General features: G+C 65.5%; 16 protein-coding genes. 15 read left to right on the top strand and 1 reads right to left on the bottom strand.

The window, feature by feature from the left end:
• Positions 1–75: 75 nt before the first annotated feature.
• The 7 genes from pdxR to ACYCVF_RS26235 all read left to right on the top strand — a co-directional run bounded on the left by pdxR (position 76) and on the right by ACYCVF_RS26235 (position 10,328).
• Positions 76–1,599, top strand: coding sequence for a MocR-like pyridoxine biosynthesis transcription factor PdxR (pdxR, locus tag ACYCVF_RS26265; RefSeq protein ID WP_459601189.1), 1,524 nt, complete (start codon positions 76–78; stop codon positions 1,597–1,599).
• Between the two features lie 447 nt (positions 1,600–2,046).
• Positions 2,047–4,056, top strand: a complete 2,010-nt coding sequence (locus ACYCVF_RS26260; protein WP_459601187.1) for a hydantoinase/oxoprolinase family protein — start codon at positions 2,047–2,049, stop codon at positions 4,054–4,056.
• Entirely contained in the window at positions 4,053–5,633 is a 1,581-nt protein-coding gene (locus ACYCVF_RS26255; RefSeq protein ID WP_459601185.1) for a hydantoinase B/oxoprolinase family protein, read from the top strand. The genes ACYCVF_RS26260 and ACYCVF_RS26255 overlap by 4 nt, the downstream gene beginning before the upstream one ends.
• A gap of 10 nt (positions 5,634–5,643) precedes the next feature.
• The gene (locus ACYCVF_RS26250; protein WP_459601183.1) at positions 5,644–6,939 is read left to right on the top strand and encodes a class-III pyridoxal-phosphate-dependent aminotransferase; all 1,296 of its coding nucleotides are present in this window, start codon (positions 5,644–5,646) and stop codon (positions 6,937–6,939) included.
• Positions 6,940–6,953: 14 nt separating this feature from the next.
• On the top strand, positions 6,954–8,618 hold the full coding sequence (locus ACYCVF_RS26245) for a long-chain-fatty-acid--CoA ligase (protein ID WP_459601181.1): 1,665 nt from the start codon (positions 6,954–6,956) through the stop codon (positions 8,616–8,618).
• Between the two features lie 112 nt (positions 8,619–8,730).
• Positions 8,731–9,663 carry an N-carbamoyl-D-amino-acid hydrolase gene (locus ACYCVF_RS26240; RefSeq protein WP_459601179.1) on the top strand — a complete coding sequence of 311 codons (933 nt, stop codon included), beginning with the start codon at positions 8,731–8,733 and terminating at the stop codon, positions 9,661–9,663.
• A 5-nt stretch (positions 9,664–9,668) separates the two neighbouring features.
• Complete coding sequence (locus tag ACYCVF_RS26235; RefSeq protein WP_459601177.1) at positions 9,669–10,328, top strand: flavin reductase family protein; 660 nt, start codon at positions 9,669–9,671, stop codon at positions 10,326–10,328.
• On the opposite strand, the gene ACYCVF_RS26230 is transcribed toward ACYCVF_RS26235, so the two are convergent.
• Positions 10,325–10,987 carry an aspartate/glutamate racemase family protein gene (locus ACYCVF_RS26230; protein ID WP_459601175.1) on the bottom strand — a complete coding sequence of 221 codons (663 nt, stop codon included), beginning with the start codon at positions 10,985–10,987 and terminating at the stop codon, positions 10,325–10,327. The genes ACYCVF_RS26235 and ACYCVF_RS26230 overlap by 4 nt on opposite strands.
• A gap of 56 nt (positions 10,988–11,043) precedes the next feature.
• On the opposite strand from ACYCVF_RS26230, the gene hydA reads away from it, so the two are divergent.
• From hydA to nikE, 8 genes are all read left to right on the top strand, one after another.
• Positions 11,044–12,513, top strand: a complete 1,470-nt coding sequence (hydA, locus tag ACYCVF_RS26225) for a dihydropyrimidinase (RefSeq protein WP_459601173.1) — start codon at positions 11,044–11,046, stop codon at positions 12,511–12,513.
• A 16-nt stretch (positions 12,514–12,529) separates the two neighbouring features.
• Complete coding sequence (locus tag ACYCVF_RS26220) at positions 12,530–13,504, top strand: NAD-dependent epimerase/dehydratase family protein (protein WP_459601171.1); 975 nt, start codon at positions 12,530–12,532, stop codon at positions 13,502–13,504.
• Position 13,505: 1 nt separating this feature from the next.
• Positions 13,506–14,255, top strand: a complete 750-nt coding sequence (locus tag ACYCVF_RS26215; RefSeq protein WP_459601169.1) for an SDR family oxidoreductase — start codon at positions 13,506–13,508, stop codon at positions 14,253–14,255.
• Positions 14,252–15,688, top strand: coding sequence for an NAD(P)-binding domain-containing protein (locus tag ACYCVF_RS26210; protein WP_459601167.1), 1,437 nt, complete (start codon positions 14,252–14,254; stop codon positions 15,686–15,688). Before ACYCVF_RS26215 ends, ACYCVF_RS26210 begins: the two co-directional genes overlap by 4 nt.
• 119 nt (positions 15,689–15,807) lie before the next feature.
• Positions 15,808–17,427 (top strand): ABC transporter substrate-binding protein, encoded by a 1,620-nt coding sequence (locus ACYCVF_RS26205; protein ID WP_459601165.1) that lies wholly within the window; start codon positions 15,808–15,810, stop codon positions 17,425–17,427.
• A 28-nt stretch (positions 17,428–17,455) separates the two neighbouring features.
• A complete protein-coding gene (locus ACYCVF_RS26200) occupies positions 17,456–18,490 on the top strand; it encodes an ABC transporter permease (RefSeq protein WP_459601801.1) in 1,035 nt (344 codons plus the stop codon).
• On the top strand, positions 18,487–19,335 hold the full coding sequence (locus ACYCVF_RS26195) for an ABC transporter permease (protein WP_459601163.1): 849 nt from the start codon (positions 18,487–18,489) through the stop codon (positions 19,333–19,335). Before ACYCVF_RS26200 ends, ACYCVF_RS26195 begins: the two co-directional genes overlap by 4 nt.
• Positions 19,332–21,002 carry a nickel ABC transporter ATP-binding protein NikE gene (nikE, locus tag ACYCVF_RS26190; protein WP_459601162.1) on the top strand — a complete coding sequence of 557 codons (1,671 nt, stop codon included), beginning with the start codon at positions 19,332–19,334 and terminating at the stop codon, positions 21,000–21,002. The genes ACYCVF_RS26195 and nikE overlap by 4 nt, the downstream gene beginning before the upstream one ends.
• Positions 21,003–21,063: the final 61 nt, after the last annotated feature.

Below are 21,063 nucleotides of genomic sequence, written 5' to 3'. Positions count from 1 at the left end.
GTGATTTCGGGGCGCGCGCCAAGGAGCGCGCCCCGACTGCGGTGGATAGCACCTGCGTTGCCTGGCAGACGAGACATGAACAACAGCCGTCACCCGAGCAAGCGCCTATCCCTTGCCGGGATGCATATCGACCGGACGTCCGCGGTGCCGCTGCACTTGCAGATCGCAAAGCACATCCGGGACGGCATTCTGTGCGGCGTCTTTCCCGCAGGAACGCACTTTCTGGGTTCGCGCGAGATCGCTCGCGAGCTGGGATGCTCCCGGACCGTCGTGCTGACGGCCTGGGATTTGCTCTACGCCGAGGGCTATCTCGAATCGACGCCGCGCGGCAGCGTCATGGTGGCATCGGTTGGGTCGCCTCATGCCGAGCCATCGTCCGCCTTGTCTGCGGCCAGGCCCGCCCGCATGTCGCAGCGCTGGCGATCGCTGCTGGCCTCCAACTATGAGACCAACTGGCCGTCGGAGTTCAGTCCGGGTGCACCTGACATTTCAACCTTTCCCTTCAAGGATTGGTCGCGCCTGCTGCGCCAGGCCTGGCAAAATCCAAGAGAGCAGGAGTGCCTTGACCTTCCGCCCGAAGGCCATCCGCGGTTGCGGAGCGAGATCGCGAACTTCCTCGGCTCCGTGCGTGGTCTCGTTTGTTCGCCTGAAGAGGTGGTCGTCACCTCCGGCACGTCGGGAGCGCTGGATTTCTGCAGCCGGATGATCCTCGATCCCGGCGACGAGGTCTGGGTCGAGGAGCCCGGCTTCGTCGAGGCGCGATGGGCGCTCACCGCGGCCGGCGCAAACATCGTTCCGATTCCGGTCGACGACAAGGGGCTGGTCGTATCGGAGGGAATTCGGCGCGCACCACGTGCGCGGCTGATCGTGGTCACACCATCGCATCAATACCCGCTCGGAATCAGCATGGGCCTGGAGCGGCGGCTCGAGCTTCTCGACTGGGCGAACAGGAACGACATCTGGGTGATCGAGGATGATTATAACTCGGAGTTCAGGCATCAGGACAGCATGATCGCCTCGCTGCGCTCGCTCGATCGCGAGGGCCGGGTGATCTACTTCGGCACCTTCTCGAAGATCATGATGCCGAACCTGCGGCTCGGATACCTCGTCGCGAACAGGCATTTCATCGAAGGATTCGCCAAGGGCCGCGCGCGCATCGACGTGCACACATCCGGCATCGGACAACTCGCTTTGGCGGAATTCATGCGGGAAGGCCATCTGCTGCGGCACCTGCGCGCAATGCGGCGGGTCTATGCCGCGAGGCGAAAGGCGCTGATCGACGCGATCGGAGCCCTGATGCCGGATGATCTGACCGTGTCCTCCGCCGTCACCGGCCTGCACCTCGTGGCGCTGTTCACCGAAACAATGCAGGCGCGGATGAGCGATCGGGAGGCGGCCGCGGTCCTGAAGCAGGCCGGTATCCACGTGCAACCGCTATCGCAGAACTTTCTGGAACGGCCGACACGGCAAGGCCTGGTGTTCGGCTACGGGCGGCTGCGCGTCGAGGATGCCGCTCCGCTGCTTGCGAGGATTGCATCCCGCATCGGCGGCGCTTCTCCCAATGCACCGTCCGAACCGCCCAAGACGCTCTCTTACTGACCGTACAATAAAGAGAGGCTGACTCGTCCGCCGTGCATAGCTCATAGGCATCTCAATATCTCGTGCTGCCGATTGATCGCCTGAAAATTAGACAACTGATTTCGGTCGCTCGAACTGCGGTGCAATGGACATCGCCATTTGCCCAGAGAAATCCGTGGCGCGCTGCACGTTTCTGGCGTGGAACAACGCGCGCTCGCGTGCTGTCTGCGCAGGCACGGCTGCACCAGAACGTGCACCCCTTGCGGGGCGCGCGACGCCGGCATCTTTCTGGCCCAGTGAATTGCAGCAACTCTGGCCCTATCGGAGGGCCACGGCTCTGTCGCACGCTCGCAGGTGGTGGCATGACAGGGGATGCATGATGAACGCTCTCGGTTCGGCATTCGAGGTTGCGATGGACGGGAAGGGCCCGGCGTCCGGTTCGGACGTCACGCATAGCTGACGCCGCACATGAGCTCTTTCGAAAGCCACTGGGAAGTCGGCACCGATATCGGTGGCACCTTCACCGATATCATTGCCATCAGGCGCGATTCCGCTGAGGCCCGGATCGCGAAAGTGCCGTCGCGCCCGCAGGCGCCGGTTCAGGCCATGCTGGAGGCGATCGAGGCGGTGGGCCTGCGCAAGAACGAGGTCAGGCGCTTCGTCCATGGTACCACACGCGTCACGAACGCGATCGTCGAGAACCGGCTGCCGAAGGTTGCGCTGGTCGCGACCGAAGGCTTTGCCGACGTGCTCGAGATTGCCCGCTATCGCCGGCGCGATCTCTATCGTCTCGACGTTCCGCCCAAATCGCCGCCGCTGGTGCCGCCCGAACGCTGCTTCGGGCTTGCCGAGCGCCTCGATCACGAGGGCCGGGTGCTGAAGGCGCTGGAACAAGCGGAGATCGAGCGTCTCGTGGCCTGGCTGAGGGAGACCGGCGTCCAGAGCGTCGCGGTGGCCTTGCTTCACGCCTACGCCAATCCCGTCCACGAGAAGATGCTCGGCGAGCGCCTCAAGGAGGTCGTCGCCCATGTCTCGCTGTCGCACGAGATCAATCCCGAGGCACGAGAATATGAGCGGACTTCGGCGACCGTGTTCAATGCGGCCGCCATGCCGATCGCGGTCGAGTATCTGAGCGAGCTGGAGCAGCGGCTTCCGATCGGGCCGGGCCTGCAGGTGTTTCATTCCGCAGGCGCCATGATTCCGATTTCAGCGGTGAAGCGGCGGCCGCTGGTGATGGCGATGTCGGGACCGGCCGCCGGTGTCTCGGCGTCCGTCAGCATTGCGCGCCAGCTCGGCACCTCGCGGATGCTGACGTTCGACATGGGCGGCACCACCACCGACGTCTGCCTGATCATCGACGGCCAGGCCGAAATGACCGACGGCCGCATGCTCGGCGACAAGCCGCTGCGCCAGCCGATGCTCGCTGTGCATTCGATCGGTGCGGGCGGCGGATCGATCGTGCGCAACGGACCCGGCGGCCTGACGGTCGGGCCGGAGAGTGCCGGCTCCGAGCCGGGGCCGGCCTGCTACGGCCGCGGTGGCACGGAGCCGACCATCACGGACGCTAACGCCGTGCTCGGCTATCTCAATCCCGAGACCAAGCTTGGTGACCGCATTGGCATCGACATCGAGGCAGCCAAGCGCGTCATCGCGCCGATCGCGGGCGCGCTCGGACTGAGCCTGACGGAAACGGCGCTGGGCATCATCAAGGTCGCGAATGCGACCATGGCCCGGGCGCTCCGCCGCGTCACGGTCGAGCGCGGCATCGATGGACGTGACTGCACGCTGCTCGCCTTCGGCGGCGGCGGCCCGATGCATGCCGCGGGTCTCGCCGATCTCTACGGGATCGCAGCGGTCGTCGTGCCCAGTGCATCCAGCGCCTTCTCGGCGCTGGGCTGCCTCACCGCCGATTTCAGCTTCCTCCAGCAGCAGACTCTTCGCGCCGCCCTCGACGGCATCGATCTCGCACGCGTCTCGAAGCGGATCGAGGCCCTGATTGCCGATGCATCCGCGCCGCTGCTCGCCAATGGCGTTGCGAAGCCGGAGATCCAGGTCGAGCTGGTCGCGTTGATGCGCTACGCGGCGCAGAACGACGCCATTCCGGTGCCCTTCGTCTTGCCGCTGGATGTCGCCAAGCTCAAGCAGGATTTCCTCGCGCGGCATCACGAGCTGTTCGGTTATGCCACGAGCGAGAGCTGCGTCATCGAATCCGTGCGGGTGCAGGCCCGCCGCCCATCGACCACCGTCGTGAGCCGGCCGGCGACGGCAGCGAGGGCCGTGTCTACAGGCAAGCGGATCTGCTCGTTCGACGGCCTGCACGAGATCGAGACTGCGATCATCGACCGCGCTTCGCTGACAGAGATGGTGAGCGGCCCCGCGATCATCGAAGACGCATGGTCCACCGTGGTCGTGCCGCCAGGCTGGCAGGCAAAGCCTGATGTATCCGGCAATCTGTTCCTGACGCGGAGGAGTGCATGAAGCTCGATCCGTTCGTCGTCGAAGTCATCAGGCACGGTCTCTCGGCCGCAGCCGAGGAAATGAGCCTGGTGATGACGCGCTCGGCGCGCTCGCCCCTGTTGCGCGAGGCCGGCGATCTGTCGTCCGCGATCACCGACGGCCACGGCGGCCTGGTCGGGCAGGGGCGCGACATCCCGATCCACCTCGGCGCGATGGCCTACACCATCCCCGAATTGCTGAAGGTGGTGCCGCGCGACAGCCTCAACGACGGCGACGTCCTGATCTACAATGTCGGCGCGCTCGGCGGCAATCATCTCAACGACGTCAAGGTCGTGCGGCCCGTCTTCGTCGACGGCGACATCGTGGCGTTCGCGGTCAGCCTCGCGCACTGGCCCGACATCGGCGGCACTTGGCCCGGCAGCTATTTTGCCAAGGCGATCGACACCTTCCAGGAGGCTATGCGGATTCCGCCGGTGCTGATCGCGACTGCGGCCGGCGTCAATGCGCCGATCGTGCAGCTGCTCAAGGCCAATGTTCGCGACTCCGAATCCTGCGAGGGCGATCTCCTCGCCCAGATCGCCGCGACCAAGGCCGGCGAGCGGCGCATCGTCGAGCTTTGCCGCGAGCACGGCAAGGCGGTGTTCACGGCGGCGCAGTCGCGCCTGCACGACCTCTCTGAAATCGAGATGCGCGAGGCGATCCGCGCGCTGCCGGACGGCGTCTACCAGGGCGAGGATTATCTCGACGACGGCAGCGAAAACAACGCGCCGGCGCGCATCCATGTGAAGATCACCATTCGCGGCGACGAAGCGGCGTTCGACCTCTCCGGAAGCTGCGACCGCGTCTCGAATTTCTGCAACACGACACCGTTCATGGCGCGCTCGGCCGTCGCCTATGCCGCGCGCATCATGAGCGGGCGCGACATGCAGCAGAACGCCGGTGCGCTCAGGCCTTTGACCATCATCACGCGCCCGGGCTCGATCCTGGAGCCCGGATGGACCGCCTCCGTCGCCGCCGGCAACCATGAGACTTCCATGCGGATCGTCGATGCGATCTTCCGTGCGATGCAGGGCACCATACCGGAGCGCCTGTCGGCCGGCGGCGCGACCACCGCCGGCGTACTGTTCTTTGCCGAGCCGCGGCCGAACGGTTCCTGGAAGATGCTCTACGAGGTTCACGGCGGCGGCGAAGGTGCGCGCCACGATCGGGACGGCGTGTCGGCCACCCGGGTGCATCTGTCCAACACCTCGAACACGCCGGTCGAGGTGATCGAGGCGAGCTATGCGATTAGGCTCGAGCAGCAGGCCATTCGCAGGAACTCCGGCGGCGCGGGGGCGTATCGCGGCGGCGACGGATCGGTTCGAACCTATCGCATCCTCGCACCTTCGATGCACCTGACCACTTGCATCGAACGGATGGCAATTGCGCCTTGGGGCATGCAGGGCGGCGAAGCCGGCAAGGCCTGTCGTATTTCGCTGGTGAGGCAGGGCGCGAACGTCGCGATCGACGGTAAGTCGAATCTGGTGTTGCAGCAAGATGATCTCGTCACAATCGAGATGTGCGGCGGCGGCGGCTACGGCGCTGCGGCCGCAGAGTGAGGGGATTGCGATGAGCAGATTGTTGCGAACCGGGCTGAATGCGGGCGACAGCGCGCCGATGGCCGTGGTCGGCGGCGAGGGCGTCTACTTCCACCTGTCCGATGGCCGCAAGCTCATCGACGGCAGCAACACCGGCGGCGGCCTCGGCCATCGCCATCCGGCAATGGTGGAAGCGATCCGCCGCGCGGCGGATACCCCTGTCGTCAACGAAGGCTGGACCTGGGTCGGCCGCGAGCAGGCCGCGGACGATCTGATGGCGACTGCTTTCAAAGGCGAGGAGGACTGGGTCGGCGCGGTACGCTTCTGCATCAGCGGCAGCGAGGCCAACGACATGGCGCTGTCGCTCTGCCAGGCGCTGACGCAGCGGTCCGCATTGGCGACGCGCGAACGCGCCTATCACGGCATCACCGGCCTGTCGCGCAGCATGACGGTGCAGCCGCAATGGCACGGCGGTCTTGCCGTGCATGCCGGCGGTTCGAAGCTGCCGGCGCCGATGGCGCCGGTGCGGATTCTGCCAGCGCCCGATGGCGCGATCTATGGTGCGCCGGCCAACAATAGGCCACCAAGCGAGTATCTCGCGGATGCCACGCGGCTGCTCTCGGACACGGCGGCAACCATCATCGACTACACCCAGGGCGGCATCTACTACGACGGAGCCTATCAGGACGAAGTGGCGCGCTGCGCGCGGCAGGCGGGCTCATACTGGATCGCCGATGAGGTCGTCACCGGCGCCGGGCGCGCGGGCCGCTGGTTCGCGTTCCAGGGGGCGCAAAGCCGCCCGGACATCGTCACGCTGGGCAAATCGCTCGGCGGTGGCGCCGCCGCGGTGGCAGCGGTCGTGGTCTCCAAGGACATCGTCGAACGTCTCAAGGGTACGAGCTGGCAGAACTACGGCACGCTGCGCGGCCATCCGATCAGCATGGCGGCCGTCAGCGCTTATCTGAAGGTTGTCACCGAGGAGGAGATTTTGGACCGTGTGCAGCAGCTCGAGAAGCTGTTCACCCGGCGCCTGCTCGCGATCGCGCAGAAGCATCCGAGCGTGCAACGCGTCGCGGGGCAGGGGCTGCACTGGACGGTGGAGCTGCACGGGCCGGACTGGCGCACCTGGCATGCCGACACCACGGAGGTGCCGATCGCCTCGCGCGTCGCGGAGCGGGCGCTGCAAGCCGGTGCGGTGATCGGAACCAGCGGCGAGCAGACGTCGCTGTTTCTGGCGCCGCCGCTCGTCATTTCCGAGCGCGAGGCCGACCAGCTTCTGGACGCGCTCGATCACGGCCTCGATATCGCCGACGAGGAGCACGGGTGAGCGCGGATCACGCAATGCTCCGCCGGTCGCCGGCCTGGCCGGCGGATGAGCCCTGGCACCTCGCGATGCCAGAGGGAACGCTTTACGATGCGCTGGCGCGCGTTGCACGTGAACGACCGTCGCATCCGGCCACGGTGTTCTACGGCGCGAGCCTGAGCTACGCCGAGCTGTGCGACCGCGTCGATGCCATGGCCGGCTATCTGCAGGGCGCCTGCGGCGTCAAGCGCGGCGACCGCGTCATGATCGCTCTTCAGAACTCGCCGCAATATGTCATCGCCTATTACGCGGTGATGCGGGCGGACGCCGTGATCGTACCCGTCAATCCCATGAACAAGACCGCCGAGATCGCTTATCTCGCCGTGGACAGCGGCGCCAAGGTCGCGATCGTCGGCAGCGAACTGATCGATGTGTTTGCCCCGCTGCTGGGCGAGGCCATCAGGCACGCGATCGTCGCGCAGTATCGCGACGAGATTCCAGCCGCGACGCCCTATACGCTGCCATCATGCGTGACGGAAGCGCCGGCCAAGGTGCCGTCAACGCCAGGCTGGCATTCCTGGTCATCCGCAATCGCACAGGGCGTGAAGCCGGGCATGATGACCGCGGGGCCGGACGATCTCATGATCCTGCCCTACACCTCGGGCACCACGGGCAAGCCCAAGGCGTGCATGCATACGCATCGCAGCGCGCTGTTCACCGCCGTCTTGCAGGCGCGCTGGTATCGGCTCGGCGGCGACGACGTGATGACTGGATTCATGCCGCTGTTCCATGTTGCGGGCATGCAGGGCTCGATGAATGCGGCGATGGTCACTGGCGCCACGCTGCTCTTGATCGCGCGCTGGGACAAGGATCTGTTGCCGGATCTGTTCGAGACCTATGGCGTGACGTTTTGGAACGCCGCGCCCACCATGATCGTCGACGTGCTCGCCAGCGCCCGGTTTCGCGACCAATGCTTTGCGAAGCTCAAGGTTCTGACCGGCGGCGGCGCGGCGATGCCGACCGCGGTCGCCGAACGGCTCAAGGGGCGCTTCGGGCTCGACTTCGTCGAGGGCTATGGCATGACCGAGACGATGTCGCCGACCCATCTCAACCCGATGGCGGCGCCGAAGCGGCAGTGCCTCGGCATCGCGGTGCAGGAGACCGACGCGAGAGTCGTCGATCCCGAGAGCCTGATCGAGCTCGGCGACAACGTGGTCGGCGAAATCGTCGTGCACGGACCGCAAGTGTTGCAGGGGTACTGGAACAGGCCGCAGGCGAATGCCGAGGCCTTCATCGAACTTGACGGCAAGCGGTTCCTGCGCACGGGTGATCTCGGCTACCGTGACGCCGAGGGGTATTTCTTCGCCGTCGATCGCCTGAAGCGGATGATCAATGTCAGCGGCTTCAAGGTGTGGCCGGCCGAGGTTGAGGCCGCGATGTATCAGAACCGCTCCATCCGCGAGTGCTGCATCATTTCAGCGCCGGACGATTACCGCGGCGAGACCGTCAAGGCGCTGGTCGTGCTGGATGAGGCGGCACGGGCAACAACATCGCCCGATGACATCGTCGGCTGGGCGCGCGGCGCGATGGCCAGCTACAAGGCGCCGCGCACGGTCGTCTTCGTCGACCAGCTGCCGCGCACCGCAAGCAACAAGATCAACTGGCGGCTGTTGCAGGACGCCGAATGGGGGCGAACGGCATGAAAGCTGCTTGGCTGGAAAACGGACGCAGGGCGGCGTTATGCTGCCGCTACGCCCCTGAAGCTGCGATCCCCAGCCTTGCCAGGAAATTCGTGAAGAGATCAGGAATTCGCTGATGCGCATCGTCAATGTCGCCGCCGCCCAGATGGGGCCGATCCAGAAAGCCGACAGCCGCGAGGCCGTGGTCAAGCGCATGATCGCGCTGATGGACGAGGCCAAGAGCAAGGGCGCCGACTTGATCGTCTATCCTGAATTGGCGCTGACGACGTTCTTCCCGCGCTGGTATGTCGAGGACCGGACTGAGTTCGACGTCTGGTTCGAGCGGGAGATGCCGAACGCAGCAACGCATCCCTTGTTCGAGCGTGCGGCGCAGCACGGAATGGCGATGAATTTCGGCTATGCGGAGCTGACGCCCGACGGCAATCATTTCAACACCGCTGTCCTCACCGACAAGTCCGGCAAGATCGTCGGCAAATACCGCAAGGTCCATCTGCCGGGCCATGTGGAGTACGACACCAAGCGCTCGCACCAGCATCTGGAGAAGCGCTATTTCGAGCCGGGCGATCTCGGCTTCAAGGTCTGGCGCGAACTCGGCGGCATCATCGGCATGGCGATCTGCAACGACCGCCGCTGGCCCGAGACCTATCGCGTCATGGGCTTGCAGGGCGTCGAGATGGTGCTGATCGGATACAACACGCCATCCGTGAATGCCGAGAAGAGCGAGGAGGGCGTCGAGAAGCGCCTGTTCCACAACCGCCTCTCGGTGCAGGCCGGCGCCTACCAGAACGCGACCTGGGTGGTGGCGGTGGCCAAGGCCGGCGTCGAGGACGGTCACCCGCTGTTTGGTGGCAGCCTGATCGTCGATCCCAATGGCGAGATCGTGGCCGAAGCGAAGACGGAGGAGGACGAGCTTCTGGTCCATCCCTGCGATCTCGATGCGACGACGTTCGGCAAGACCACGATCTTCGATTTCGCCCGGCATCGCCGCATCGAGCATTACGGCCTGATCACCAGCCAGACCGGCGCGGTGCCGCCGCCGGAGACGTGACGCCGATGGCGGACAAAGGCATCTCCTTGCGCGAGCTTGACGCGCGTGACCGCTACAAGCTGCTCTGCGGCGTTGTGGTGCCGCGGCCGATCGCGCTGGTGACGACGCTGGACGAGAACGGAGCTGTCAATGCCGCGCCGTTCAGCTTCTTCAACGTCTTCTCGGAAAGCCCCGCGCTGATCGTGCTCGGGCTGCAGCACAAGCCCGATCACAGCCCGAAGGACACGACGCGCAACATCCATCGCGACGGCGAGTTCGTCGTGCACATGGTGGATGAAGCGCTGTCGGTGGCGATGAACGACTGCGCGGTCGATTTCCCCTCCGGCGACAGCGAGGTCGCCGCGACCGGGCTTGCCACGCTTCCGTCGATCGATGTGAAGGTGCCGCGCCTGGCCGCAGCACCGTTTGCGCTGGAATGCCGGCGCCATGTGGTGCTGACCTTCTCGCCGGATCGCGAGTTGCTGGTTGCCGAGGTGCTCAGGGTGCATGCCCGCGAGGGCCTCGTCGACGAGGCCAACATGTATGTCGATCTCGGCGCGTACCGGCCGATCGGCCGCATGTTCGGCAATCTCTACACGACGCAGCGGGATACGTTTGCGCTTGTCCGCGAGAGCCATGCGCAATGGCTCGCGCGGCAGGACGCCAAAGAGCTGAAGGACGCCTAGTGAGCCGAGAACCGTACCGTGCCCAGCGCCATGGTAACGGCCGCCTGTGTCGGGTCGATCACGGGGATTTGCAGCGCGTCTTCCAGCGGGCGCCGATGGCGTGCCATGCCGGCACAGCCCATCACGATGGCGCGGGCGCCGTCCTCGTCGCGCAGCGCGCGGCCGATCTCGATCATTTTCGCCAGCGTGCCTTCACCCGAGGCGGTTTCCGCAACGCTCATGTTCAGCGGTCGCTCGCCCGCGAGGCGGTCGGTCAACCCCATCTGCCTCAGGTAGCGCATGTGTCGCGGGATCGAGCGCTGGGCGATCGCGATGACGCCAAAGGTTTCGGCACGGGCGAGCGCGGTGAGCACGCCGCACTCGGCAATGCCGAAGACGGGGCGGTCGGTACCTTCACGACACACCTGAAGCCCGGGATCGCTGTAGCAGGCGATGACGAAGGCGGCCGAGCTGTTGTCGCTTTCGACCAGCCGGCGCAGCGGCATCGCGACGCTGTCGACGTCGGCCTGGCTTTCGATGCCGAAGGGACCCTCGGCCAGCGTCTGGCAGACCACTTCCGGTCCGCCCTCGAAGTCGAGCGGCTTCAGCGCATCCTCCAGCCCTTGCGTGACCTTGTGGTTGGAGTTTGGGTTGATGACGAGAATGCGCGACCGGGACATGATGGTCTTCCTGCAAAATGGAGATCACTCGTTCTAGGCATATCATGGAGTGCCTCATGACTGAACCAGTTTACGATCTGATCATCCGTGGAGGCCGCGTCGCCACCACGACAGACGTGTTCGAGGCCGACGTCGCGATTTCCGGCGAGACCATCGCAGCCGTGGGAAAGGGCCTGCCGGCGGCCAAACGCGAGATCGACGCGCGAGGCAAGCTGGTGCTGCCGGGCGGCGTCGACAGTCACGCTCATATCGAGCAGCTCTCCGCTGCCGGCATCATGAATGCCGATACGTTCGAGAGTGCTACGGTTTCTGCCGCTTTCGGCGGCACCACCACGGTGATCCCGTTTGCCGCCCAGCATGTCGGCATGAAGCTGCCGCAGGTGGTGGAGGACTATCACGCGCTGGCGAAGAAGGGCGCGGTCATCGACTACGCCTTTCACATGATCATTGCGGATGCGACCAAGGAGACGGTCGAGGAGCACATCCCGGCGCTGGTGAAGCAGGGGCACGCCTCGATCAAGATCTTCATGACCTACGACCGGCTCAAGGTCGACGACGAGCCGCTGCTCGACATTCTTCTAGCGGCGCGCCAATCCGGCGCGATGCTGTGCGCGCATGCTGAAAATCACGGCATCATCGCCTGGATGGTCAGGCGCCTGCTCGCGCGCGGCTACACCATGCCGAAATATCACGCCGTCAGCCACGCGCGCGTGTCGGAAGCGGAGGCCTTCACCCGGCTCATCGGCATGGCGGCGCTGATCGACCAGCCGATCATGATCTTCCACGTCTCGACCGCTGAGGGCGCCAAGGTGATCCGCGATGCGCGTGGACAGGGGCTCAAGGTCTTCGCCGAGACCTGTCCGCAATATCTGTTCCTCACCGCAGGCGATCTCGACAAGCCCGGCGCGGAGGGCGCCAAATGGATGTGCAGCCCGCCGCCGCGTACGCATGCAGACCAGGAGGCGCTCTGGCAGGCGCTCTCGCTCGGCGACCTCCAGACCATCTCGTCGGACCACGCGCCGTATCGCTACGACGAGACAGGCAAGCTGCGCGCGGGCCCCAATCCGAACTTCAAGCAGGTCGCCAATGGTCTGCCGGGACTGGAGCTGCGGTTGCCACTGCTGTTCGACGCGATGGTCTCGAAGGGGCGGCTGGGCCTGGAGAAATTCGTCGAGCTGACGGCGACGGCGCCGGCAAAGATCTACAACCTGCATCCGCGCAAGGGCTCGATCGCCGTCGGCGCCGATGCCGACCTCGCGATCTGGGATCCGAACCGCGAGGTGACGATCACGGATGAGATGATGCACGATCTCACCGGCTACACGCCCTTCGCGGGCCGCAAGCTGAAGGGTTGGCCGGTGTCGGTGCTCTCGCGCGGCCGCGTGATCATCGACGGCGACAAGTGCCTCGCAAGCGCCGGCAGCGGGAAATTCCTGGCGCGCAGCGGCGGCGAGGCGGCGAGGCCGACGGGCCGGCTCGTTGCCGACATGGATCCGGAACGGAATTTCGGAGCGAAGCTGCTGTGACGGTGGATCGCGCGCGATGAAGATCGTCATCTTCGGTGGCACCGGCTTTGTCGGCCTCAATCTGGCCGAGGTGCTGCTCGCGCGCGGCCACGACGTGACGCTGCATGATCGTTCGCCGCTGCCGCCTGCTGCGCAGCGATCGCTGGCCGATTATCGCGAGCGGCTCAGGGTCGTTCAGGGCGACATCACCGATGCGGCCGGTATCGACGCCCTCATCGCTGAAGGCTGGGACGCAATCGTGCTGGGTGCGGCCATCACCGCCGGCGATGATCTCGAGAGGGCGTCGCCGGCGCGCGTTCTCGAGATCAACGTGATGGCGCAGATCCCGATCTTGCAGGCGGCGATCCGCCACGGCGTTCGCCGCGTCGTCAATTTGTCCTCGGCGTCCGCCTATGGTGCCGCGGGACAGCGTCATCAGGTCCTGGACGAGGAAACGCCCTGCGATCCCGTCTCGTTCTACGCCATCAGCAAGTTCACCTCGGAACGGTCGGTCGCGCGCCATGCCGAGCTTTTTGGCGGCGATTTTCTGAGCGTGCGGCTGAGCGCCGTGTTTGGCCCGTGGGAGCGGGCCGGCGCGGTGCGCGATACGCCCAGCCTCCAATTCCAGATCCTGGCGGCGTTCGCCCGCGGCGAGCCGGCGATCATGCCGGGACCAGGCGCTAAAGATTGGACCTACGCGGTCGACGCCGCCGAGGCCGTGGCTGTGCTGATCGAGGCCGCGCGGCCATGCCATCATCTCTACAATATCTCGAGCGGCGCAGCCTGGTCGGCGCTGCAATGGGGCGAGGCCTTTGCGGCGCTTCATCCCGGCCTGCACTGCCGGCTGGCAGTGCCGGGCGAGAAAGCCGTCATCAAGCTGCATGGCGGCGATCGTGCACCGCTCTCGGTTGCGCGGATGGCCGACGAATTCGGCTGGCGCGCGCGGTTCGGCTGCGCCGAGTCCGCCGCCGCGATGAGCACCTGGTGGATGCAGCACAAGGAGGGGATCTGACATGCGGCTGCAGGGGCGCACCGCCATCATCACCGGGGCAGGCTCGGGCATTGGCCGCGCCAGCGCAAAATTGTTTGCGGAGGAAGGAGCGCGTCTCGCTCTGGTCGATCGCGATGCCGCGGGGCTTGATGAAACCCGGCGACTGGTCGGCGATGCAACCGTGCATGTCGGCGACGTCGGCGATGCCGCATTCGCCGAGGCGGTTGTCGGCGAAATCATCGCGGGGCATGGCCGGCTCGACATCCTGATGACGGCAGCAGGCTTCTCCTGCGGCGGCACGGTGCTGACGACGAGCGTGGAAGACTGGGACGCGGTGTTCCGCGCTAATGTCGGCGGCACCTGGCTGTGGGCGCGGGCCGCGGTGCCGCACATGCAGCGGCAAAAGAGCGGATCGATCATCACGCTGGCATCGCAGCTTGCAATGGCCGGCGGCAAGGGCAACAGCGCCTATATCGCCGCCAAGGGCGCGATCATCAGCCTGACCCGGACGATGGCCGTGGATTTCGCCGCCGACGGCATTCGCGTCAACGCGATTGCGCCGGGCGCGATCGATACGCCGATGCTTCGCCGCAGCTTCGCCCGGCACGCCAATTCGGACGAGGTGCGCGAGGCCTCGCGCAACCGCCACGCCATGAAGCGGTTCGGTCGGGCGGAGGAGATCGCGCAGACCGCGTTGCATCTCGCCAGCGATGCGTCCTCGTTCACGACCGGCACCGTGATGGTGGTCGACGGAGGTTGGCTCGTGGCATGAGTGACACGCTGACAGATCTCGAAGCGAACGTCCGCGCCGATCTCGCCATGATCGCGCATCCCGGCGCCGCATGGCTCGAACCGAAGACCGCGCCGGACGGCAAGCCTGCGCTGGACGTGCTCATTGTCGGCGCCGGCCAGTCCGGCATCGCCATCGGCTTCGGCCTGATGCGCTCCCGCGTCAGCAACATCCTGCTGATCGACAAGGCCGAAGAGGGGAAGGAGGGCCCGTGGCTCACTTATGCTCGGATGCCGACGTTGCGCAGCCCGAAGGATTACACCGGCCCGGACCTCGATATCCCGAGCCTGACCTACCAGTCCTGGCATGAAGCACGCTTCGGCAAGGAGAGCTGGCAGACGCTGAACCTGATCCTGCGAGAGCATTGGGCCGAATATCTGCTCTGGCTGCGGCGCACGATCGGCTTGCCGGTGCGCAATGCTTGCGAGCTTCTGGAGATTGCGCCTGCCTCGGACGGCCTGCTTGCCGCGCGCGTGAAACGTGCCGATAGCATCGAGACGCTCTATGCCCGCAAGATCGTGCTGGCGACGGGGCAGGAGGGCATGGGCAACTGGATGATCCCCGAGCCGCTGCGCGATCTGCCGGCGAGTTCGGTCGCGACTGTCGCCGACGATATCGATTTCAAGAGCCTCCACGGCAAGCGTGTCGCCGTGATCGGCGCCGGCGCCTCCGCCTTCGACAATGCGGCCTCGGCTTTGGAATCGGGCGCCGCAGAGGTGCACCTGCTGTGCCGCCGGGCGCAGATTCAGGTGATCCAGCCCTATCGCTGGCTGACCTTTCGCGGCTTCCTGCGCCATCTCAGCGATCTCGACGATGCCTGGCGCTGGCGCTTCATGCGCAAGGTCCTCGAGATGCGGGAAGGATTTCCGCAAGCGACCTATGACCGCTGCGCGCGGCACCTCAATTTCATCTTGCGCGAGGGCGCGCCGGTCGAAGCGGCGCGCGAGATCGGCAAAGCCGTTGAGTTGCAGACGGCGCGCGGCGCCATCACCGCCGATTTCATCATCTGCGGCACAGGCATCGACATGAACTTCGCCGGGCGCGGCGAACTCTCCGCATTCGCTGGCAACATCGCGACCTGGGCCGACCGCTACCAGCCGCCGGAGGGCGAGCGCAACGAACGGCTTGGCCGCTTCCCCTATCTCGCCGACGACTACTCTTTCACCGAGCGAGTGCCGGGCATGACACCGTGGATCTCCGACGTTCATCTCTTCGCCATCGCCTCCACCATGAGTTTTGGTCCATCGGGATCGTCGATCAATGCGATGACGACGGCGGTTCCAAAGCTCGTGAACGGGCTGACGCGCGGCCTGTTTCGCGCCGATGTCGAACGGCACTGGGTTTCGTTCAGCGCCTATGACGTGCCGCAGGCTGTGGTCACGCGGCGTGCGGGAAAAGCGGAGGAATCGCGATGATCACCCATGCGCCGCCGCGACGGCGCGCCTCCACGCGCACGCCTTGAGACTGGCGCGCAACTTGCTTCCTTCTAAACCTGCCTTGCTGGCGTTCTCGTTCGAAATTCAGGGAAAAACCAATGCGTTTTGTGTCTTTCAGGCCGGCGTCCTGCGTCCTCGCCACCGCTGCGCTGTTGCTCGTCGCCACCGCGCCTTCACAGGCGCAAACAAGGGCGGAGACATTGCGCTACGTCACCGGCGCATCCGTCAACACGCTCGATCCCAACATTCCCGGCTCGACCCGCGAGTCCTTCGCACTGAGCATGAGCACGTATGACCGGCTGGTGGCGTTCGGCCGCAAGCAGCTCAACGGCAAGTGGGTGTTCGATCTCGACACGATCACCGGCGAGCTCGCCGAATCTTATGACGTCAGTCCCGACGGTCTGAAGCTCACGTTCCGTCTGCGCAAGGACGCAAAATTCCAGGACGGCTCGCCCGTCACCGCCGAGGACGTGAAATGGTCGCTCGATCGCTGCGTCACCGCACCGATCCTCGGCAAGGCACAGCTGCTCACGGGCTCGCTGACCTCGGCCGACCAGTTCAAGGTGATCGACCCTCTCACCATCGAGGTGACGCTGCCCAAGCCCGACAAGCTCGCGCTGCCGAATCTGGCCACGGTCTATCCGATGATCATCAACTCGAAGGTCGCCAAGGCGCATGCGACGCCGGATGATCCCTGGGCCACCGCATGGCTGAAGGAGCACACCGCCGGCAGCGGCGCCTATGTGGTCGAGAGCTTCAAGCCCGGCGAGCAGGTGATCCTCAAGCGGGACGAAAACTGGAACCGGAGCTCGGCCAACAAGCCGGCCTTCTTCAAGCGCGTGATCGTGCAATCGGTGCCGGAGCCGGCGACCCGCGCCAATCTGGTCGAACGTGGGGATGCCGATCTCGTCGTCGATCTGCAGGCCAGCGATGTGCAGTCGCTGGAGGCCAAGGGCAAGCTCAAGGTGATCTCGACGCCGCAATACAATGCGATCACCTACGTCTCGATGAACAACCAGATGCCGCCCTTCGACAACGCGAACGTGCGCCGCGCGATCGCTTATGCGCTGCCCTATGAGGACATGTTCAAAGCCGCCCTGTTCGGCCGCGGCGCGCCGCTGTTCGGCGCGACCTGGCCGGACGGGAAGCCGCTGAACGGCATCTATCCGTTCCAGCAGCCGGTGAAGATGGACCTCGACAAGGCCAGGGAATATCTGAAGGCGGCCGGTCTGCCGGAAGGCTTCTCGACCACGTTCAGCTTCAATGTCGGTCAGTCGTCGACCGCCGAGCCGATGGCCGCCCTCGTCAAGGAGTCGCTTGCCAAGATCGGCATCAAGGTCGACATTCAGAAGCTGCCGGACGCGCAGATGTCGACGCAGATCAACGAGAAGAAGCTGCCCTTCTTCACCGAGGGTATCGTCGCCTGGCTGCCGTCGACGGATTATTTCTACCGCAACTTCTACACCGGCAATCAGCGCTGGAACTACAGCTCGATCAACAACCCGGACCTTGCCGCGATCGCGCAGGAAGCCCGCTTCGAGCTGGATAAGGCCAAGTATGAGGCAGCAGGCCGCAAGCTCAACGCGATGCACTTCGATCTGATGCCGCAGATCATGCTGTGGCAGCCAAACCAGGACGCCGTCATGGCGCCGTCGATCGAAGGCTACACCTACGAGTTCCATCGCCAGGTGGACTATCGGGACGTCAGCCGCAAGTGACGTCCGCGGCCTGCAGGAGCGCAGAATGGTGATGACCGGTCTTGGTGCAACAATGGTGCGGGCGGGCAGGCGGCTTCTGTCGTCGCTGCCCGCGCTGTTCGGCGTGCTGGTCTTCACCTTTCTGTTGATGCGCGTTCTGCCCGGCGACCCCGCGGTGTTCTTCGCCTCGGGGCCGAATGCCGGCAAGGAGGAGATCGAGCAGATCCGCAAGCAGATGGGACTCAATAAATCGGTGCCGGAGCAGCTCGTATTCTATCTCTCCGACATCGGCCACGGCAATCTCGGCCGCTCCATGATGACGGGACAGCCGGTGCTGAAGGACCTGCGCGAGCGGCTGCCGGCTTCGCTCGAGCTCACCTTCACCGCGCTCCTGATCGCGCTGATCGCGGCGGTGCCGCTCGGCGTCGTCGCGGCGCTGCGGCCGGGATCGATCATCGATCACGGCGTGCGGCTGTTCTGCGCGCTCGGCGTCTGCGTGCCGACTTTCGTGTCGGGCCTGTTGCTGATCTACGTCTTCTATTACCTGCTCGGGCTCGCGCCTGATCCGACCGGGCGGATCGACGTGTTCACCTCGCTGCCGCCCCAGCGCACCGGTTTTCTCTCGATCGATTTCCTGCTGGCGGGCGATTTTGAGGGCTGGTGGGCGGCCTGCAAGCAGCTGGTTCTGCCGGCGGTGAGCATGGCCCTGTTCGTCATCGCTCCGCTCGCGCGGATCACGCGCGCCTCGATGCTGGTGTCGCTCGGCAGCGATTTCGTGCGTACCGCGCGCTCGGTCGGATTGTCCTGGCACAAGGTAGTCGTAACCTATGCGCTGCGTAATGCGATCCTTCCCGTCATCACCATCGCCGGCATCGTGTTCTCGACCATGCTGGGGGCCAATGTGCTGGTGGAGAAGGTGTTCTCCTGGCCGGGCGTTGCCTCCTACGCGCTCGATGCGCTCCTGTCGTCCGACTATGCACCGGTGCAGGGCTTCGTGCTGCTGATGGCCAGCCTGTTCGTGCTGGTCAATCTCGTGGTCGATATCTGCTACGGCATCGCCGATCCCAGGGTGTCGATCGAATGACCAGCGCAACCCTTCGCCATTCGGTCTGGATCCTGCGCGGCAATCCGCTCACCGCAGTTGCCGCGACCGGTGTCCTCGTCTTCGTCCTGATCGCGATCTTCGGCCCCTGGATCGCGCCTTACGATCCCGTGGCCTCGAACGTCTCGGAGGCCCTGCTGCCGCCGAGTGCGACGCACATTGCCGGGACGGACCAGCTCGGGCGCGACGTCTTCAGCCGTCTCATCATCGCAGCGCGGCTTGACCTTGCCATCGCCGTCTCGGCGGTCGGCATCTCCTTCATGATCGGAGCCGTCGTCGGCGCGTTCTGCGGCTATGCCGGCGGCCGGCTCGATCGCGCCGTCGGTCGTTTCGTCGACGTGATGATGGCGTTCCCGCTGTTCGTGCTGGCGATGGCGATGGTGGCTGCGCTCGGCAACAGGATCGAGAACATCGTGATCGCGACCGCGATCATCAATCTTCCCTTCTACATCCGCTTCGCGCGGGCCGAGGTGAACGTCAGGCGCAATCTCGGCTGGGTCGAGGCCGCACGTGCCTGTGGCGAGAGCCATTTTTCCGTGGTGCTGCGCTTCCTGCTGCCGAACATCCTGCCGGCGATGGCGGTGCAGATCTCGCTCAATCTCGGCTGGGCCATCCTCAATGCCGCCGGCCTGTCCTTCATCGGCCTCGGCGTCAAGCCGCCGACGCCGGAATGGGGCATCATGGTCGCCGAAGGCGCGCGCTTCATCTCGACGGGCCGGTGGTGGCTGGTGGCATTTCCGGGACTCGCGCTGATGATGGCGGTGCTGTGCTTCAATCTCCTCGGCGACGGGATGCGGGATATTCTCGATCCCCGGATGCGCACATGAGCGAGGACCTGCTCAGGATCGACGACCTCCACGTCGCGTTCTCGACGCGGCGCGGCATGGTCGAGGCCGTGCGCGGCGTGACGCTGACGGTCAAGGCCGGTGAGATGCTCGGCCTCGTCGGCGAGAGCGGCTCGGGCAAGTCGGTCACGGGTTTCGCGACGACACGGCTGCTCGATGCCGCCGGGCGCGTCACCGGCGGCAGGATCCTTTTCCGCGGGCAGGACGTCACCAAGCTCAGGGGCGATGACCTCCGTCAGCTCCAAGGCGCCGCGATGTCGATGATCTTCCAGAACCCGCGGGCGGCGCTCAATCCGATCAGGGCCATCGGATTGCAGATCGCGGACGCGATCCTCACCCACAAGCGCATCTCGAAGGAGGCCGCGCGCGCCGAGGCTCTGGACTTGCTGCGCGCCGTTCAGATCCGCGATCCCGAGCAGCGGATGAATGCCTATCCGCACGAACTCTCCGGCGGCATGTGCCAGCGCGTCATGATCGCGATTGCGATCTCCTGCAATCCCGCGCTGCTGATCGCCGACGAGCCGACGACCGGGCTCGACGTCACCACGCAGAAGGTGGTGATGGATCTGCTGGCAGACATTGCCGCCGCGCGAGGCATGGCGACGATCCTGATCACGCATGACCTCGGCCTCGCCGCGCGCTATTGCCGCCGCATCGCCGTGATGGAGCGTGGCCGGATCGTCGAGGAGGCGAGCCCCGGCACGCTCTTCGGCTCGCCGCAGCATGCCTATACGAGGCGCCTGGTTGCAGCATCGCCGACGGCGACGTCACGGATCGAAGACCTCGTGACGGAAGAGGAAAGAGAACGCTACAACGCCGTTCTCGACAAACCACGGCAGGTGTTGCCACACGGTACGCCACCGCTCCTGGAAGTGCGAAAGCTCGCAAAGCGCTTCGACCAGGGCTCTGCCGCGGTTGCCGATTTCTCGATGACGATGGCCGGCGGCGAGAGCGTCGGGCTCGTCGGCGAGTCCGGCTCCGGCAAGAGCACGACCTCGCGCATGATTTGCCGCCTGATCGACCCGAGCGAAGGCGACATCGTGTTCGACGGGCAGTCGATCGGGCACGTGGCGTCGCGTGATTTTCACCGCTCGCCATTGCGCAAAGACATCCAGATGGTCTTTCAGGATCCGAACGAGAGTCTCAACCCGCGCTTCACGGCATTCGATTGTATTGCCCATCCCTTGATGCGGCTCGACGGCATGCGCACGGGTGAGGCGCTGCGCCAGCGGGTGGAGGAATGCGCGCAACGCGTGGGACTGCCGCTCGATCTGTTGCCGCGGTTTCCGCATCAGCTCTCCGGCGGGCAGAAAGCCCGCGTCGGTATCGCCCGCGCCATCGCCTGCCGCCCGCGGCTCCTGGTCCTGGACGAGCCGACCGCTGCGCTCGACGTCTCGGTTCAGGCGGTGGTGCTGCAACTGCTCGACCGCCTGCGGCGCGAGAACGACATCGCGCTGCTGTTCGTCAGCCATGATCTCAACGTGGTGCGCATGCTCTGCGACCGCACCATCGTGCTGCGCAACGGCGGTATCGTGGAGCAGGGCGAGAGCCGGGCGCTGTTCGACAATCCGAAGACCGACTACACGCGCAAACTGGTCGAGGCGATCCCGCATATCGAGACGGGACGGACGCTGGCGGCTGCCCTCTAAGGTCCTGGACCTGAGCCCCGGACCCGGCCAGACGGCCGTCAGATCCTGCTCGCGAAAGTCC

This window comes from Bradyrhizobium cedriense (genome assembly GCF_054602315.1).
Note: the sequence above shows the minus strand (reverse complement) of the source record. Positions and strands in the feature narration are given on the sequence as shown.

What these genes read in the sequence shown, in the direction of transcription:
- ACYCVF_RS26260 (WP_459601187.1), top strand. Translation starts at nt 2,047, where the DNA reads ATGAGCTCTTTCGAAAGCCACTGGGAAGTCGGCACCGATATCGGTGGC.
- ACYCVF_RS26230 (WP_459601175.1), bottom strand. Translation starts at nt 10,987, where the DNA reads ATGTCCCGGTCGCGCATTCTCGTCATCAACCCAAACTCCAACCACAAG.
- hydA (WP_459601173.1), top strand. Translation starts at nt 11,044, where the DNA reads ATGACTGAACCAGTTTACGATCTGATCATCCGTGGAGGCCGCGTCGCC.
- ACYCVF_RS26250 (WP_459601183.1), top strand. Translation starts at nt 5,644, where the DNA reads ATGAGCAGATTGTTGCGAACCGGGCTGAATGCGGGCGACAGCGCGCCG.
- nikE (WP_459601162.1), top strand. Translation starts at nt 19,332, where the DNA reads ATGAGCGAGGACCTGCTCAGGATCGACGACCTCCACGTCGCGTTCTCG.
- ACYCVF_RS26215 (WP_459601169.1), top strand. Translation starts at nt 13,506, where the DNA reads ATGCGGCTGCAGGGGCGCACCGCCATCATCACCGGGGCAGGCTCGGGC.
- ACYCVF_RS26255 (WP_459601185.1), top strand. Translation starts at nt 4,053, where the DNA reads ATGAAGCTCGATCCGTTCGTCGTCGAAGTCATCAGGCACGGTCTCTCG.
- ACYCVF_RS26220 (WP_459601171.1), top strand. Translation starts at nt 12,530, where the DNA reads ATGAAGATCGTCATCTTCGGTGGCACCGGCTTTGTCGGCCTCAATCTG.
- ACYCVF_RS26195 (WP_459601163.1), top strand. Translation starts at nt 18,487, where the DNA reads ATGACCAGCGCAACCCTTCGCCATTCGGTCTGGATCCTGCGCGGCAAT.
- ACYCVF_RS26210 (WP_459601167.1), top strand. Translation starts at nt 14,252, where the DNA reads ATGAGTGACACGCTGACAGATCTCGAAGCGAACGTCCGCGCCGATCTC.
- pdxR (WP_459601189.1), top strand. Translation starts at nt 76, where the DNA reads ATGAACAACAGCCGTCACCCGAGCAAGCGCCTATCCCTTGCCGGGATG.
- ACYCVF_RS26240 (WP_459601179.1), top strand. Translation starts at nt 8,731, where the DNA reads ATGCGCATCGTCAATGTCGCCGCCGCCCAGATGGGGCCGATCCAGAAA.
- ACYCVF_RS26245 (WP_459601181.1), top strand. Translation starts at nt 6,954, where the DNA reads ATGCTCCGCCGGTCGCCGGCCTGGCCGGCGGATGAGCCCTGGCACCTC.
- ACYCVF_RS26235 (WP_459601177.1), top strand. Translation starts at nt 9,669, where the DNA reads ATGGCGGACAAAGGCATCTCCTTGCGCGAGCTTGACGCGCGTGACCGC.
- ACYCVF_RS26205 (WP_459601165.1), top strand. Translation starts at nt 15,808, where the DNA reads ATGCGTTTTGTGTCTTTCAGGCCGGCGTCCTGCGTCCTCGCCACCGCT.